At 61.9% G+C, this 12686-nt stretch carries 13 protein-coding genes; 7 read left to right on the forward strand and 6 right to left on the reverse strand.

The features are described from left to right. Positions 1 to 5 precede the first annotated feature (5 nt). The 3 genes from ACBR42_RS02770 to ACBR42_RS02780 are packed head-to-tail and all read left to right on the forward strand — an operon-like array spanning position 6 to position 4012. Positions 6 to 1946, forward strand: a complete 1941-nt coding sequence (locus ACBR42_RS02770) for an OPT family oligopeptide transporter (protein ID WP_132304651.1) — start codon at positions 6 to 8, stop codon at positions 1944 to 1946. A gap of 55 nt (positions 1947 to 2001) precedes the next feature. Then, positions 2002 to 3675, forward strand: coding sequence for a M3 family oligoendopeptidase (locus ACBR42_RS02775; protein ID WP_282760776.1), 1674 nt, complete (start codon positions 2002 to 2004; stop codon positions 3673 to 3675). Positions 3676 to 3709: 34 nt separating this feature from the next. Then, positions 3710 to 4012, forward strand: coding sequence for a hypothetical protein (locus tag ACBR42_RS02780; RefSeq protein ID WP_102323264.1), 303 nt, complete (start codon positions 3710 to 3712; stop codon positions 4010 to 4012). Here ACBR42_RS02780 and ACBR42_RS02785 read toward each other — a convergent pair. Then, entirely contained in the window at positions 4007 to 4957 is a 951-nt protein-coding gene (locus ACBR42_RS02785) for an SAM-dependent methyltransferase (RefSeq protein WP_102323263.1), read from the reverse strand. The two genes, ACBR42_RS02780 and ACBR42_RS02785, sit on opposite strands and share 6 nt — an antisense overlap. Beyond that, a complete protein-coding gene (locus tag ACBR42_RS02790) occupies positions 4954 to 5331 on the reverse strand; it encodes a DUF423 domain-containing protein (protein WP_102323262.1) in 378 nt (125 codons plus the stop codon). The genes ACBR42_RS02785 and ACBR42_RS02790 overlap by 4 nt, the downstream gene beginning before the upstream one ends. A gap of 496 nt (positions 5332 to 5827) precedes the next feature. On the opposite strand from ACBR42_RS02790, the gene ACBR42_RS02795 reads away from it, so the two are divergent. Together ACBR42_RS02795 and ACBR42_RS02800 are read left to right on the forward strand one after the other, a co-directional pair. Further along, a complete protein-coding gene (locus tag ACBR42_RS02795) occupies positions 5828 to 6370 on the forward strand; it encodes a DUF4142 domain-containing protein (RefSeq protein WP_102323261.1) in 543 nt (180 codons plus the stop codon). A 41-nt stretch (positions 6371 to 6411) separates the two neighbouring features. Then, positions 6412 to 6984, forward strand: coding sequence for a cob(I)yrinic acid a,c-diamide adenosyltransferase (locus ACBR42_RS02800; protein WP_371207224.1), 573 nt, complete (start codon positions 6412 to 6414; stop codon positions 6982 to 6984). A gap of 15 nt (positions 6985 to 6999) precedes the next feature. Here the strand turns inward: ACBR42_RS02800 and ACBR42_RS02805 are convergent, their stop codons facing one another. After that, positions 7000 to 7575: a gluconokinase gene (locus tag ACBR42_RS02805; protein ID WP_371207225.1), complete on the reverse strand. Its 576-nt coding sequence runs from the start codon at positions 7573 to 7575 to the stop codon at positions 7000 to 7002. 412 nt (positions 7576 to 7987) lie between these two features. Between ACBR42_RS02805 and ACBR42_RS02810 the strand changes: the two genes are divergently transcribed. Together ACBR42_RS02810 and ACBR42_RS02815 are read left to right on the forward strand one after the other, a co-directional pair. Next, positions 7988 to 8656 (forward strand): hypothetical protein, encoded by a 669-nt coding sequence (locus tag ACBR42_RS02810; RefSeq protein WP_110546430.1) that lies wholly within the window; start codon positions 7988 to 7990, stop codon positions 8654 to 8656. Positions 8657 to 8692: 36 nt separating this feature from the next. Continuing rightward, positions 8693 to 9172, forward strand: a complete 480-nt coding sequence (locus tag ACBR42_RS02815) for a hypothetical protein (RefSeq protein WP_110546432.1) — start codon at positions 8693 to 8695, stop codon at positions 9170 to 9172. 10 nt (positions 9173 to 9182) lie between these two features. On the opposite strand, the gene ACBR42_RS02820 is transcribed toward ACBR42_RS02815, so the two are convergent. From ACBR42_RS02820 to gluQRS, 3 genes are all read right to left on the reverse strand, one after another. Continuing rightward, positions 9183 to 10412 carry a pyridoxal phosphate-dependent aminotransferase gene (locus tag ACBR42_RS02820; RefSeq protein ID WP_371207226.1) on the reverse strand — a complete coding sequence of 410 codons (1230 nt, stop codon included), beginning with the start codon at positions 10410 to 10412 and terminating at the stop codon, positions 9183 to 9185. Positions 10413 to 10422: 10 nt separating this feature from the next. Beyond that, complete coding sequence (locus tag ACBR42_RS02825; RefSeq protein ID WP_371207227.1) at positions 10423 to 11625, reverse strand: pyridoxal phosphate-dependent aminotransferase; 1203 nt, start codon at positions 11623 to 11625, stop codon at positions 10423 to 10425. Positions 11626 to 11687: 62 nt separating this feature from the next. Continuing rightward, positions 11688 to 12566, reverse strand: a complete 879-nt coding sequence (gluQRS, locus tag ACBR42_RS02830; protein ID WP_371207228.1) for a tRNA glutamyl-Q(34) synthetase GluQRS — start codon at positions 12564 to 12566, stop codon at positions 11688 to 11690. Positions 12567 to 12686: the final 120 nt, after the last annotated feature.

Consider the following 12686-nt stretch of genomic DNA (forward strand, 5'->3'; position numbering starts at 1 on the left):
GCCCCTTGGCCGATTACCCATCACCCGTGCGGGAACTGACATGGCGCGGCATCGTGATCGGTGCGCTCATTACGGTCGTTTTCACCGCGTCGAACATCTATCTTGGCCTGCGCATCGGCCTGACGGTCGCCACGTCCATCCCCGCCGCCGTCATTTCCATGGCGGTGCTGCGGATACTGGGCGGTGGCACGATCCTTGAAAACAATCTGGTCCAGACACAGGCCTCCGCCGCGGGTACGCTGGCATGCGTGTTCGCAAGCCTGCCCGCGCTGGTCATGGCGGGCGTATGGCAGCATTTTCCCTTCATCCAGACGGCGGTGCTGACGGCGGCGGGGGGTATGACCGGCGTGCTGTTCACCATACCGTTGCGCCGGGTCATGCTGGACGACCCGGCCCTGCCCTTCCCTGAAGGCGTTGCCGCAGCCGAAATCCTGCGTGCGGGCGCCAGCCATGAAAACCGTGGCAGCGTACGTGCCCTGGTACAGGGTGGGATTCTGGCGGCGGTGCTGACGTTCACATCCACCGGCCTGCGCCTGCTGGGCGATGGGATCACGGCTACGGCCACATGGGGGATGACCGCATTCCGGCTGTCGGTCGGGTTTTCGCCCGCCCTGCTGGGGGCGGGCTATCTGGTCGGGCTGGAAGGCGGGATGGCGATGCTGCTGGGCGCATTGCTGACGTGGGAAGTATCCATTCCGGTCATGTCCCATCTCCTGCCCCATCCCGCCGGGATGGATGCGGGCAGTTTCGCTGCCCAGATATGGAAGGACAAGGCCCGCTTCATCGGGGCGGGGCTGATCGGCGTTGCAGCCATATGGACCGTGCTGCGCATGGGCCGCCCGCTTATGCTGAGCGCGCGCGCGCTGCTGGTGCGTCGTGCCACAGGTACCCATGTGCCGCGTACCGAAACCGACCTGTCCCCACGCGCCATACGTGCCGTGGCCGGGATCGTGCTGGTCCTGATCGGCGGCATGTTCCTCGCCTTCTCCACCGGGCGTGTCGGCCCGCTGCCCGCACTGGCCGCCACGGTGGCGGGTGTTGCATGGTGCGCCGGGCTGGGGCTGTTCGTGGCGGCCGCCTGTGGATACATGGCCGGGTTGGTGGGGTCATCCTCCTCCCCCATTTCCGGGGTGGTCATTCTGGCTGCGATCGGAATGTCCAGCCTGTTCGTGCTGCTGCGCGCCACGGGACTGTTCGCCGGGGTGGACGGGCAGCATTTCGCCATCGCCTTCTGCCTTTACGCCCTGACTGCCGTTACCGCATCCGCCGCCATCGCCAATGACAACCTTCAGGATCTCAAGACCGGAAGGCTGGTCGGCGCGACGCCATGGAAGCAGGAAGCCGCCCTGCTGATCGGCTGCATAAGCGGGGCCATTGTCATTCCGCCCGTGCTGAATGTGCTGTACCAGACATACGGTTTCGTTGGCGCGATGCCACATGCGGGGATGGACGCGTCACAGGCGCTGGCCGCCCCGCAACCCGCACTGATCCTGATGATTACATCCGGCATTTTCCTTCATCAGCTTGACTGGACCATGCTGCTGATCGGGGCGGGAGCCGGTGGCGTGCTGATCGGCATTGACGCAGCCCTGCGCCGCGCGGGCCGTGGTGCGCTGCCGCCGCTGGCGGTGGGCATCGGCATTTATCTGCCCATGAACATTTCCATGACGCTGGCCGTCGGGGCGATCCTGGGACACATCGTCACACGCCTGAACGCGGGCGCATCCAGCCACCGGGGCACCATGATCGCATCGGGGCTGATCGTGGGGGAAAGCCTGATGGGAGTGGCGCTGGCGTGCCTTTCTGCGCTGAGCGGGCGGGACAGTCCGCTGTCGCTACTGCCGCCGGGCACATCCGCGCTGCTGGTCAACCTTGCCGGTCTGGCTGCATTCGGCGCGCTGTGCGTATGGTTCTGCGCGACACAGCTCCGGTCTTCCCACAGATAACAGATAGCGGACAGGGGCATGGACGAGCAGCCGCCTTCCATGGCACCCTGCCCGCATGCTCCGCCATTTTGACAGTCTGGATTTCCCCCGTCCCACGCGCGACGCCCTTGCCCTGCGGTTTGGTCAGGTCTCCACCCTGCTGGATCAGGGGGCGGTAGCGGATGCGGCGCATCTGTTCGATACGATCCGCCGCGATTACGAAAGCTGGTCAGCACTTGTGGATCTGCGCTTCGCGCAGGATACGACCAGCCCGACAGCCAAAGCCGAACGTGACCATGCCGATGCCCTGACCCCCTACGTAACGGCGCATGAGGTGGCACTCAAACGCAGGCTGCTGGAATATCCCGATCCCGTTGCGGTAGCGCAGGAGATTACGCCGCACACGCTGGAACTGTGGCGCACGGACATCACCACCTTCGATCCCCGCATTACCGGCGCACTGGAAGAAGAAGCCCGCCTAAGCGGCACCTATACCGCGCTGCTGGCGGGTGCGAAGCTGGAGATTGGCGGCGAACAGGTCAACCTGTCCGGCCTTGCCCCTTATGCCGAAAGCACCGACCGGGCCGTCCGGCGCGAAGCGGAGCAGGTACGCTGGACATTCTTTGAACGCAACGCCCCACAACTGGACGACCTGTTCGACCAGATGGTCCGGCTGCGTCATGGCATGGCCGAAACGCTGGGCTATGATTCCTATATCCCACTGGCCTACCGCCGCATGCGCCGGGTGGATTACGGTCCGGCGGATGTCGCGCGTTTTCGCAATGATGTGCTGACCCATGTGGTGCCGCTGGTGCATGACATCCTGCGCAGGCGGTGCGAGACGATGGGGTGGGAAGTCCTGTATTCATGGGACGAGCCCCTGATCGACCCGCACGGCAATCCGCGCCCGGCGGGTGGGCATGACCTGCTGCTGAACCGTGCCCAGACCCTGTTCGAGTGCATGGATGGCGATCTTGGTCCTTTTTTCCGGCAGATGCGCGAGGGCGGCTATCTTGATCTGGTCAACCGGCCGGGCAAGGCGGGCGGCGGGTTCTGCACATCCTTCCCCACCGTGGGGATGCCATTCATTTTCGCCAACTTCAACGGCACGCAGCACGACATAAACGTGTTCACCCACGAAATGGGGCATGCCTACCAGAACTGGAAAAGTCGCAGCCTGCCCGCCGTGGACCTGCTGTGGCCGACCATGGATGCCGCCGAGATCAATTCCATGGCGCTGGAATTCCTGACATGGCCGCATATCGACCTGATGGTGGAACCGGGTCAGGGCGAGCGTTACAGGCAGATGCACCTGATCTCCTCGCTGTCATTCCTGCCTTATGGTGTCTGTGTCGATCACTTCCAGCATGAGGTCTACGCCCGCCCCACCATGACCCCGGCCGAGCGGCATGAAGTCTGGCGCACACTTGAACGGCGCTACCTGCCGTGGCGCAATTATGGCGGCCTGCCCCACCCCACAGCCGGTGGTCGGTGGCAGGCGCAGGGCCATATCTACCGCTCACCCTTCTATTATATCGACTACGCTCTGGCGCTGTGCTGCGCGATGCAGTTCTGGATACGCAGCCGCACCGACCCACAGGGCGCGATGGCGGCCTATGTCGACCTGTGCGCGCAGGGTGGCGCGCAACCTTTTACCCGGCTGGTGCGTTCTGCCGGGCTTCAGTCGCCGTTCCAGCCGGGCACGCTGGCCGATGTGGTCCGTACCGCGCGCGGCATCCTGAACACCTGACATTCCGCCCTGTCCATTACCGCAAGGGGAGACCATGTCCACACACGCAGGTCCCACGCCCTCCGTCGCCCGCACGCTATACAAGACACTGGCCGTTCTTGCGCTGACCGCCCTGTTCCTGCTCAGCCTGCGGTTCAGCGCAACCGTGGCGGGCCTGGTCGACCACATCGCCGGGACGGGCATGTGGCTGGCCGTCTACCGGCTGGCGGGCGCCAATGACGCCACCACACAGGAACAGATGATCGTGATGGCGGCGGCGCTGGTCTGCTGCCTGCTGGCCATTGCGGTGGTGGAGGTGGCCGAGCGGCTGTTCAGCCGCCTGCGCCCGCAATCATGATGGGTCGCGCTGCCAGAAAAAGGTCAGCTCATGTTTGTTGTGCCACAGATGCAGCACATGACCACCCGGAATGGCGGCGAAGGCTTCCGCCGTTTCATGATCAGTCTCGCCCTGAAATTTGATGGTCATGACGATCCGGCCGGCGCGTCCCGATGCGATCCACCGCCGCGCCAGCGCCAGCAGCCGCGCGGGATAGGCAATGATATCCGAAAACAGCCAGTCCACCGGCGCGCAGCTTTCCGGGTCAAGGCCGAACGCACTTTCATACCGGCAGGTTACATTGGGCAGGCTGGCGACATTATCCGCCAGCGGTGAGCGGTCGATGGCCGTAACCTGCGCCCCGGAACCTGCGGCAACCCATGTCCATCCGCCCGGACAGGCCCCGAGATCAAGACAGGTCTCCCCCGCCACCGGCCAGCGACCAAGCCGCAGCAGGGCTTCCCATAGCTTGAGATAGGCCCGCGACGGCGGATCGGTGCGGTTTTCAACGAACGGAACCTCACCATTCACGAAAGGCGAGGTTTTTGTCCGCGACAGCAGCAGCCGATCAGCGCAAAGCAGCGTCCATGCCCCCAGATGGGCTGTCGGCGCGGCAGCGGGAAACGTAAAGGGTTTGGGGCGTAGCGGCGGCAGGGCATCCGTTATCAGGGCGCTGCGACGATGCAGCATGGGCACGTATCCTGCCCAGTTGCGCTGGATCGCCCGCATGATGCGCGCCGCCCCCTTGATGGAGGGGACATCGTGCATTTCCGGCTCACGCCACGTCTCCAGTGCCCACAGACTGTTCACCGGCGGCACGGCGGACAGCGCCAGACGCCCATGCCAGCACAGATCGCCAGCCCCCTTGCGCTGGAGCTCCTGCTCCAGCACCGATTCAAAATCCGGCGGCGCCAGATAGGCGCTACGAACCGGCCATGGCGGCAATGTCGCTTCCACCTGCGTCACGACCGCAGCACTCCCACAGCCAGCAGCAGCCACGCCAGCATCAGCATTGTCCCGCCCGTAGGCGCGATCGGACCGGGATGGATGCCCCAGAAAGCCGTAAGCGACACCCCCACACTGAACAGCAGCGTACCCGCCGCCATAAGGCTGCCCGATAGCGAAATCAGCACCCGGCAGCCCTGCTGGATCATGAGAACGGAAATACCGATAATGGCAAGGGCGTGCCACATCTGCATCTGGATTGCCTGACGCGCCATGTCACGTCCGCCCTCGGCAAAGAAATGATCGGGCAGATGAGTGGTCAGCGCGCCCCCCATAACACCAGAAAATGCAGCCAGCGCCGCAAAACACAAAAGAAACCGGACAACAGTAGGCATTCGGGGCATCCGCAAAACATGATGACAAGCCGCACGGAACGCGGGCGGCCACACACTAGCCCCAGCACCGCCCCATCGTATAGGTCAGCCGGACGGAACCCGCCCATGCATGCGCGCGCATGACGTTTCATCCATACGGCTGGCATGGGCGGGTCCGTCAGGTTCTGATATAACTACAGAATTAAACAATACTTACAAAATTACGAAAATATGTATAATTTTATGTTTGTTATTAACTATACACAAAGAAAATAAAAACAATAACTATAAATAAGCACACTAAACCATTGAGGAATAATATTTTTACTTTATATGGAGAATTTTAATCCATAATTATTGTAATCCCTGCATTTGTTCTCAAATTCATGAGCGATTCCAACGCCCGCACACCCTTCATTCAAGATCGGGATCGCCTTTGTAAGGCTTCAGGAAACTGATAAACTGCCGATGCGATCAGTAAAACAGACCGAATGTTACACGTCAGGAAGCCGACAATATGAAAAAATCCGCCGTATGGTTCCTCTGTGCGTCTGTTACCCTTCTTCCCGCTACCGGCATGGCTGCCCCCGCGCCAGAACCGGCAGCCACGCCTGAACCCCTGACTGAATCCGATACGACCTTTTCCGAGAATGTTTCCGCACTGAACGGTTTTGAAATTACCATTTCAAAGCTGGGCGCAAAGCAGGCCAAACGGCGCAAAATTCAGGAAATGGCTGAAGATGCCCTGAAAATGCACACAGCCAACCAGAAAGCCCTCCTCGCCCTGACCCGCAAGCACGGACTTACGCTGCATGAGGAAATGAGTCCGGACGAGCAGCAGATTGCCGATACCCTCAAAACCGAAAGCGGCGCCAAATTCGAACGGGACTTCCTGGATATCGAGGCACAGGCCACAAGCGACGCGCTGGCCATGTTCCAGAACGAAGCGGAATCCGCTTCCGACCCTGACCTGAAAGCTTATGCATCCAGCACGGCGGACACCCTCCAGACCCATCTGGCCGATACCATGAAGCTGGGCGCCAGCAAGCCGAGCCGCTGAGCATCCTCCAGCCTCACTCCCGACTTCATACAGGCAAAGACATGAGCATCCGCATTGACCAGATCGTGACGCGCGGCGGCGATACGGGCCAGACCTCGCTAGGCAATGGGGAGCGGGTTGCAAAGGACTCGATCCGGATCGAAGCCCTTGGCGCACTTGATGAAGCCAATGCCGTAATCGGCCTGCTGCGCGCCACCCTGCCCGCGGGACGCAATGCGCGGTTCATCGCATGGGTGCAGGGACTGCTGTTTGATGTGGGCGGCGCGATATGTATTCCCGCCAACCCGCCACGCGCCCTGCCCCACGCTGCCGCAGCCCTGCAGGCGATGGAAGACGAAGTCGCAGTCCTGCGCGCGCAGGTGCCTCCCTTACGCAGTTTCATCCTGCCCGGTGGCACCACGGCGGCGGCCCATGCCCATCTTGCACGCACGGTCGTCCGCCGTGCGGAACGGCGGCTGACCACCCTTGCGCGACGGGAAGATATCGGGGCGGATATTCCAGCATGCATGAACAGGCTGTCCGACTACCTGTTCGTACTGGGCCGTCACCTGAACAATAACGGGATGGATGACCTGACATGGGCGCCCGCCTCCCCGCCACCCGGAACGGACTGACGGGCTACATCCGTTTTAGGCAGGCAGTTGGGCCAGATGGGCGCAGGCCTGTTCAGCCAGATGTTCCTGCGGGGCGGTAACGTCGAGCGCCATCACCACTTCCTCATGCATGTCCGGCTCTTCCAGCGTCTCGAACTGACTGTCGAGCATGGTTGCGGGCATGAAGTGGCCGGTGCGCTGCTGCAGGCGCGGCGCGATGTCTTCCTTGCTACCTTTGAGGTAGACAAAACACACATCCTGACTGCCGTTGGCGATACGCTCACGGTATTCCCGCTTCAGGGATGAACACGTCACGATACCGCACTGCCGCTGGGCGCCCCATACCTTGACCTGATCCGCGATCCGGTCAAGCCAGGGCGCGCGGTCCGCATCCGTCAACGGGATGCCACGGCTCATGAGATCGATGTTGTTTTCCGTGTGCAGGTCGTCACCTTCGATGACCGGCCAGCCCAGACGCTCGGCAATAAGGTGGGCGACCGTGCTCTTGCCACAGCCGGACACCCCCATGACGATCAGTACACAGGGACGCCCTGCCTGCCTGAGCCTGCGTGAGAGGGAAACCGTATCCATATTCTGACTAACGTCACACATTCCGTATCTGCCGGATATTATCGGGGAAAATCATCGGCCCTTATCTGGACCACGGGACAGGTCTAATGCAAGTGCCGGTCATGACCATGCCTGCCAATACAGAGCGTGCCACTTCCGTCATTACAAAGGGAGTGAAAATATTTTCAACCACAACGGGCAAATCTATTTATCGTTCCCGGATGCGACAGGATACGCACAGATAGTTTATTTAAAAAAATATTATGTAACAACAACTGGAGCATCCGATTATTGTAATCTTATTTATACCCTTGCGTTCCCTTATGAAAATGAATTATATAAACAGAATTACCAAAAAACGGGCACCATTGGAATATCGGCATTAGGAATAGTTTCCTAAAATGCGATTTCAGTCACATTCTTCATGGTGCATTGAGTTATCGAGAGTTCCGCTGTGTCATCTTATAACGATTTTCTTTCCTTCCCGAAGGAAGAAGACCAGAATTCCCACCGAGAAGAAGTAAACGAATCTGCATTCCGGCAGGCGCTTGAGCGACTGGGCAAAGGCAAGCCCGCGCCCCGCAATGCGGGCGGCGGCAACAAACCCGCCCAGGCCAAGCAGCGTCCCCCGCGCCAGGCCGATCCCACGCAGCGCCGCCGCAAGTTCGTGCAGGATGGCGAAGTCCGGGTCGAACACCAGTCGCTGGTAACGGGCCGCGCCACGCCGCGTGTCATGCACGCCCAGCAGGAAGACCGGAGCGAAACCGACCATCTGCGCCACAAGGTCCAGTTTGAGCTTAAGCTGCGCGAACAGGCGGAACTGCGCCTGTCGGAAGCGCAGGCCCAGATCCGTTCCCTGACCACCCGCATCGGCCATGCCGATGTCATCGCCGCCGAACACAAGGAAAAGCTGGCGACCCGTGATGCGGAAATGCTGGCCCTGCGCGCCGAACTGTACACGGCACGCGAAGAAATCGCCCAGTTGCGTGAAGAACTGAGCCGCCAGAAAAGCCGGCAGCGCACCGCAGAGGCACGCCCGGCGCCCACCCCGGCTCCAGCCCCCGCCATGACGCAGGAAACCGAACAGGACGAGCCGGAACCCGTCAAATGGTGGCTGCGCTAACACCCCGCCTTTCGACACAGCCGGTACCCAGCGCATATGGACAGTAATCAACCGCGACAGAACGCGGCGGCACGCCAGCGGCAGGTCGGCCTTGTCATTGTCGCGGCCTGCACCAGCGCCAGTCTGGCAATAGAAATACTGCTACCGCTGGTCAGCGGGCTGGTGAACCTGCTGCGTGACATACTGGGCGTACTGATCCTGCCCTTTTCCTTCATGTTCGGACTGGGCAACCCGGTGGGACAGTCCCCCGCATTGCTGCGCCTGCTGTCCGACATGGGCATGCAGACACAGATGCATCCATGGCGGCTGGTCGCGGCGGCCGTGCTGGAACTGGTGGCAGTTTTCCTGTTTGTCATTGCTGAACGGCTGGGTGGCCGCACCGGCTACATGGGGGCCTGCCTTGCCTCTGTCGGGGCCATCATCCTGTCCGGCCTGCCGCTGGGCACACCTCTCCTGCCCGCCATCGTGACGGAGGGGGTCTTCCTGCTCTGCCCCCCCACGCCCGACCCGGACTAGGCTTGCCCGCTTATCCGGTCAGTCCGTCAACCAGCCGCGCAATCCGTGCGCAGGCTTCCCTGAGGATATCATCACTGGTGGCATAGGACAGGCGCAGATAAGGCCCCTGCCCGAAGGCGCTGCCATGCACCAGAGCCACATGCTGCTCGTTCAGCAGGGCGATGGCAAAATCCTCATCCGTTTTCAGCAACTGCCCCCCAGCAGTCGTGCGCCCCATGCAGGCCGCAATACCCGGATAGGCATAAAACGCCCCGTGCGGCATGGCACAGGTCAGCCCCGGTATGTTCCGCAGGGTGGACACAACCAGCTTGCGCCGACGGTCATATACCGCGCACATCTGCGCGATAATATCCGGCGGCCCGTCAAGGGCGGCGGCGGCGGCGGCTTGGCTTATGGAACAGATCCCTGATGTCGCACTGCCCTGAATGGCCGTCATGGCGCGGATAAGGGGGACTGGACCGCCCACGTAACCCACGCGCCAGCCTGTCATGGCATAGGCCTTCGACACGCCGTTAAGTGTCAGGATACGATCCTTCAGGTCGGGGGCAACGGCGGCAAGCGAGACATGGCGCTGACCGTCATAGATCAGGTGTTCATATATTTCATCCGACAGCACATGGACATGCAGATGCCGCCGCAGCACCTCGGCTATGGCTTCAAGATCCGCCCGCCCCATCGTGCCACCGGTTGGATTGTTGGGGAAGTTGAGGACAAGCCATTTTGTGCGCGGAGTGATCGCGGCCTCAAGGGCCGCTGCCGTCAGCCGGAAACCATCGGCTTCGTGGCAGTCGGCATAGACCGGCGTACCCCCGAATATCTGCACGATCAGCGGATAGCTGACCCAGTACGGCCGGGGAATGACCACTTCGTCCCCCGGCTGCACGGTCGCCATGAAGGCATTGAAAATGACCTGCTTGCCGCCGTTGGACACCATAATTTCGGCAGGTGCGTATTCCAGCGCGTTTTCGCGCGCGAATTTGCGGGCAATCGCTGCCTTGAGCGCGGGCGTGCCATCCACGGGCGGATATTTTGTCTGCCCGTCGAGCGCCGCACGGTGGGCAGCCTCGATCACGGCGGCAGGGGTCGCGAAATCCGGTTCTCCCAAGGCGAGGGAGAGCACTTTCTCCCCCTGTGCGCGCAGGGTACGCGCGCGCTGCGCCATGGCGATGGTTGCCGGCACGCCCAGACGGTCCATACGCTGCGCGAACAGCGGATGGGCGGTGTCCCCGCCCTTGTCCATCACGCCCATTCTAGCGCAGCGCCGCGCAGAAGCGCTGGATACGCAGGCAGGCTTCCTTCAGGCTTTCGGTATCAGTGGCGTATGAAATACGAAAATGCCCCGCGAACATGAACGCGCTGCCATGCACGGCGGCCACGCCTTCCTCATCCAGAAGGGCGGTCACGAAGGCCTCGTCCGTATCGATCAGCGTGCCGCCAGCACTGGTCTTGCCCATACATCCAACCATTGAGGGGAATACATAAAACGCCCCTTCCGGCACGGCACAGTGCAGGCCCTTCGCCCCGTTCAGCATGCCGACGACAAGATCCCGCCGCGCCTGATAGGTCGCAACCATGGAGGCGATGAAGTCCTGCGGCCCCGTCAGCGCCTCGACAGCGGCAGCCTGGCTGATCGAACCGGGACCGGATGTGGACTGGCTCTGCAATTTGTTCATTGCACGGGTCAGTTGCACCGGGGCTGCGGAATAGCCGATACGCCAGCCCGTCATGGCATAGGCCTTCGACACGCCGTTCATGGTCACGGTCCGGTCGCGCAGCCGCGGTTCGACCTCCACCACCGTGGGGGCGCGGAAGCCGTCATAAACCAGCTTGTTGTAGATATCGTCCGTCAGGATCCACACCTGCGGATGGCGCAGCAGCACATCGCACAGGCCGCGCATTTCCTCGGCGGAATAGGCGGCGCCTGTCGGGTTGTTGGGGGAGTTGAGCAGGAGCCATTTCGTGCGCGGCGTGATGGCGGCTTCCAGTTCGGCAGGCTGGAGCTTGAAGCCGTTTTCCGCGCTGCACGGCACGATGACCGGCGTGCCTTCGGCCAGCGATACGATATCGGGATACGATACCCAGCACGGTGCCGGGATGATGGCTTCATCACCCGGATTGATGGTCGCCACCATGGCGTTATAGATGATCTGCTTGCCGCCGTTGGAAACGATCACCTCGTCCCATGTGTAATCCAGCCCGCTATCGGCACGGAAACGTTCGGCAATGGCCCGGCGCAGCGCGGGTGTCCCGGCCACATCGGTATATTTGGTCTCACCCGCCGTAATGGCGCGTATGGCCGCCTGCTTGATCGTATCCGGCGTGTCGAAATCCGGCTCACCGGCGGAAAGGCTGATAATATCCTTCCCTGCCGCCTTGAGCGCACGCGCCTTGGTTGAAATGGCGATCGTCTGGCTGGGGCTGATCCGGTCCAGCCGGGCGGCGGTGAGATCCATGATATCGAGATCCATAAACAGTGAAAGACATCCGGCACGATGCCGGGCAACGGTCGCGTAGCCTAGTGCGAACCCGGTGCGGAGGAAACAGCAGATATGTGATCCGGCGTCCCGGCTGCGGCGCATACCTGCGCCGGTGTCCAGCCCGCCACGCGCATGGCGCGGACCGATACCGCCCCGTCACGCTTGGCCAGCCGCCTGCCACCGGCATCGCACAACAGCGGGTGATGGCGGTAACGCGGCGCGGGCCAGCCCATGATGTGCTGCAGCAGGCGGTGCAGCGCCGTGGCCGCCATCAGGTCCGCCCCACGCGTGACAAGTGTTATCCCCTGCAGCGCATCATCATGGGTGACACACAGATGATAGGAAGCAGGCACGTCCTTGCGCGCCAGTACCACGTCCCCAAAATGCTGTGGCTGGCAGGGCTGTGGGCCACGGCCCATTTCATGCCATGTCAGGGCGGTCGCACCGGGCCATTGCAGTGCGCGCGTCATATCCAGCCGCAGGGCATAAGGCATTCCTGCCGCCAGCAGTTCGGCACGGCGGCCCGGGTCCATGTGGCGGCAGGTGCCGGGATAGACCATGGTGCCATCGGGCGCACGGTGCGGCGCGCTGGCGGCTTCCGCAATATCGCGCCGCGTACAGAAACAGGGATAAAGCAGCCCGTTCGCATCCAGCGCATCCAGCACGCGGCGATAGTCATCCATATGCAGGGACTGACGCCGCACGGGCTGCGGCCATGACAGGCCAAGCCAGTCCAGATCCGCATACAGGTCCGCAATGAACTCAGGCCGACACCGTACCGTGTCGATATCTTCCACCCGCAGCACGAAGCGACCACCCGACTCCGTAGCCGCACGCCAGCCCGCCAGGGCGGATGCGACATGGCCAAGGTGCAGATGGCCCGTGGGACTGGGGGCAAAACGGGTAATTTCTGTCATTATTCAATCAATAACAGGCGTGTAGGGAAAAATTGTTCCTGTTGCGCGTTCCAGAAGCACGATGACGGGAACCATACGGCCGTTCCGCCATGTCTTGCCACACCATGCGGGGTCTGCAAT

Source organism: Komagataeibacter sp. SM21 (assembly GCF_041402665.1).
Taxonomy (GTDB): Bacteria; Pseudomonadota; Alphaproteobacteria; order Acetobacterales; family Acetobacteraceae; genus Komagataeibacter; species Komagataeibacter saccharivorans.

Excerpts from the sequence above, each read along its gene's own strand:
- ACBR42_RS02820 (WP_371207226.1), bottom strand. The coding sequence starts at position 10,412 with ATGGACAAGGGCGGGGACACCGCCCATCCGCTGTTCGCGCAGCGTATG.
- gluQRS (WP_371207228.1), bottom strand. The coding sequence starts at position 12,566 with ATGACAGAAATTACCCGTTTTGCCCCCAGTCCCACGGGCCATCTGCAC.
- ACBR42_RS02795 (WP_102323261.1), top strand. The coding sequence starts at position 5,828 with ATGAAAAAATCCGCCGTATGGTTCCTCTGTGCGTCTGTTACCCTTCTT.
- ACBR42_RS02780 (WP_102323264.1), top strand. The coding sequence starts at position 3,710 with ATGTCCACACACGCAGGTCCCACGCCCTCCGTCGCCCGCACGCTATAC.
- ACBR42_RS02790 (WP_102323262.1), bottom strand. The coding sequence starts at position 5,331 with ATGCCTACTGTTGTCCGGTTTCTTTTGTGTTTTGCGGCGCTGGCTGCA.
- ACBR42_RS02800 (WP_371207224.1), top strand. The coding sequence starts at position 6,412 with ATGAGCATCCGCATTGACCAGATCGTGACGCGCGGCGGCGATACGGGC.
- ACBR42_RS02815 (WP_110546432.1), top strand. The coding sequence starts at position 8,693 with ATGGACAGTAATCAACCGCGACAGAACGCGGCGGCACGCCAGCGGCAG.
- ACBR42_RS02805 (WP_371207225.1), bottom strand. The coding sequence starts at position 7,575 with ATGTGTGACGTTAGTCAGAATATGGATACGGTTTCCCTCTCACGCAGG.
- ACBR42_RS02825 (WP_371207227.1), bottom strand. The coding sequence starts at position 11,625 with ATGGATCTCACCGCCGCCCGGCTGGACCGGATCAGCCCCAGCCAGACG.
- ACBR42_RS02775 (WP_282760776.1), top strand. The coding sequence starts at position 2,002 with ATGCTCCGCCATTTTGACAGTCTGGATTTCCCCCGTCCCACGCGCGAC.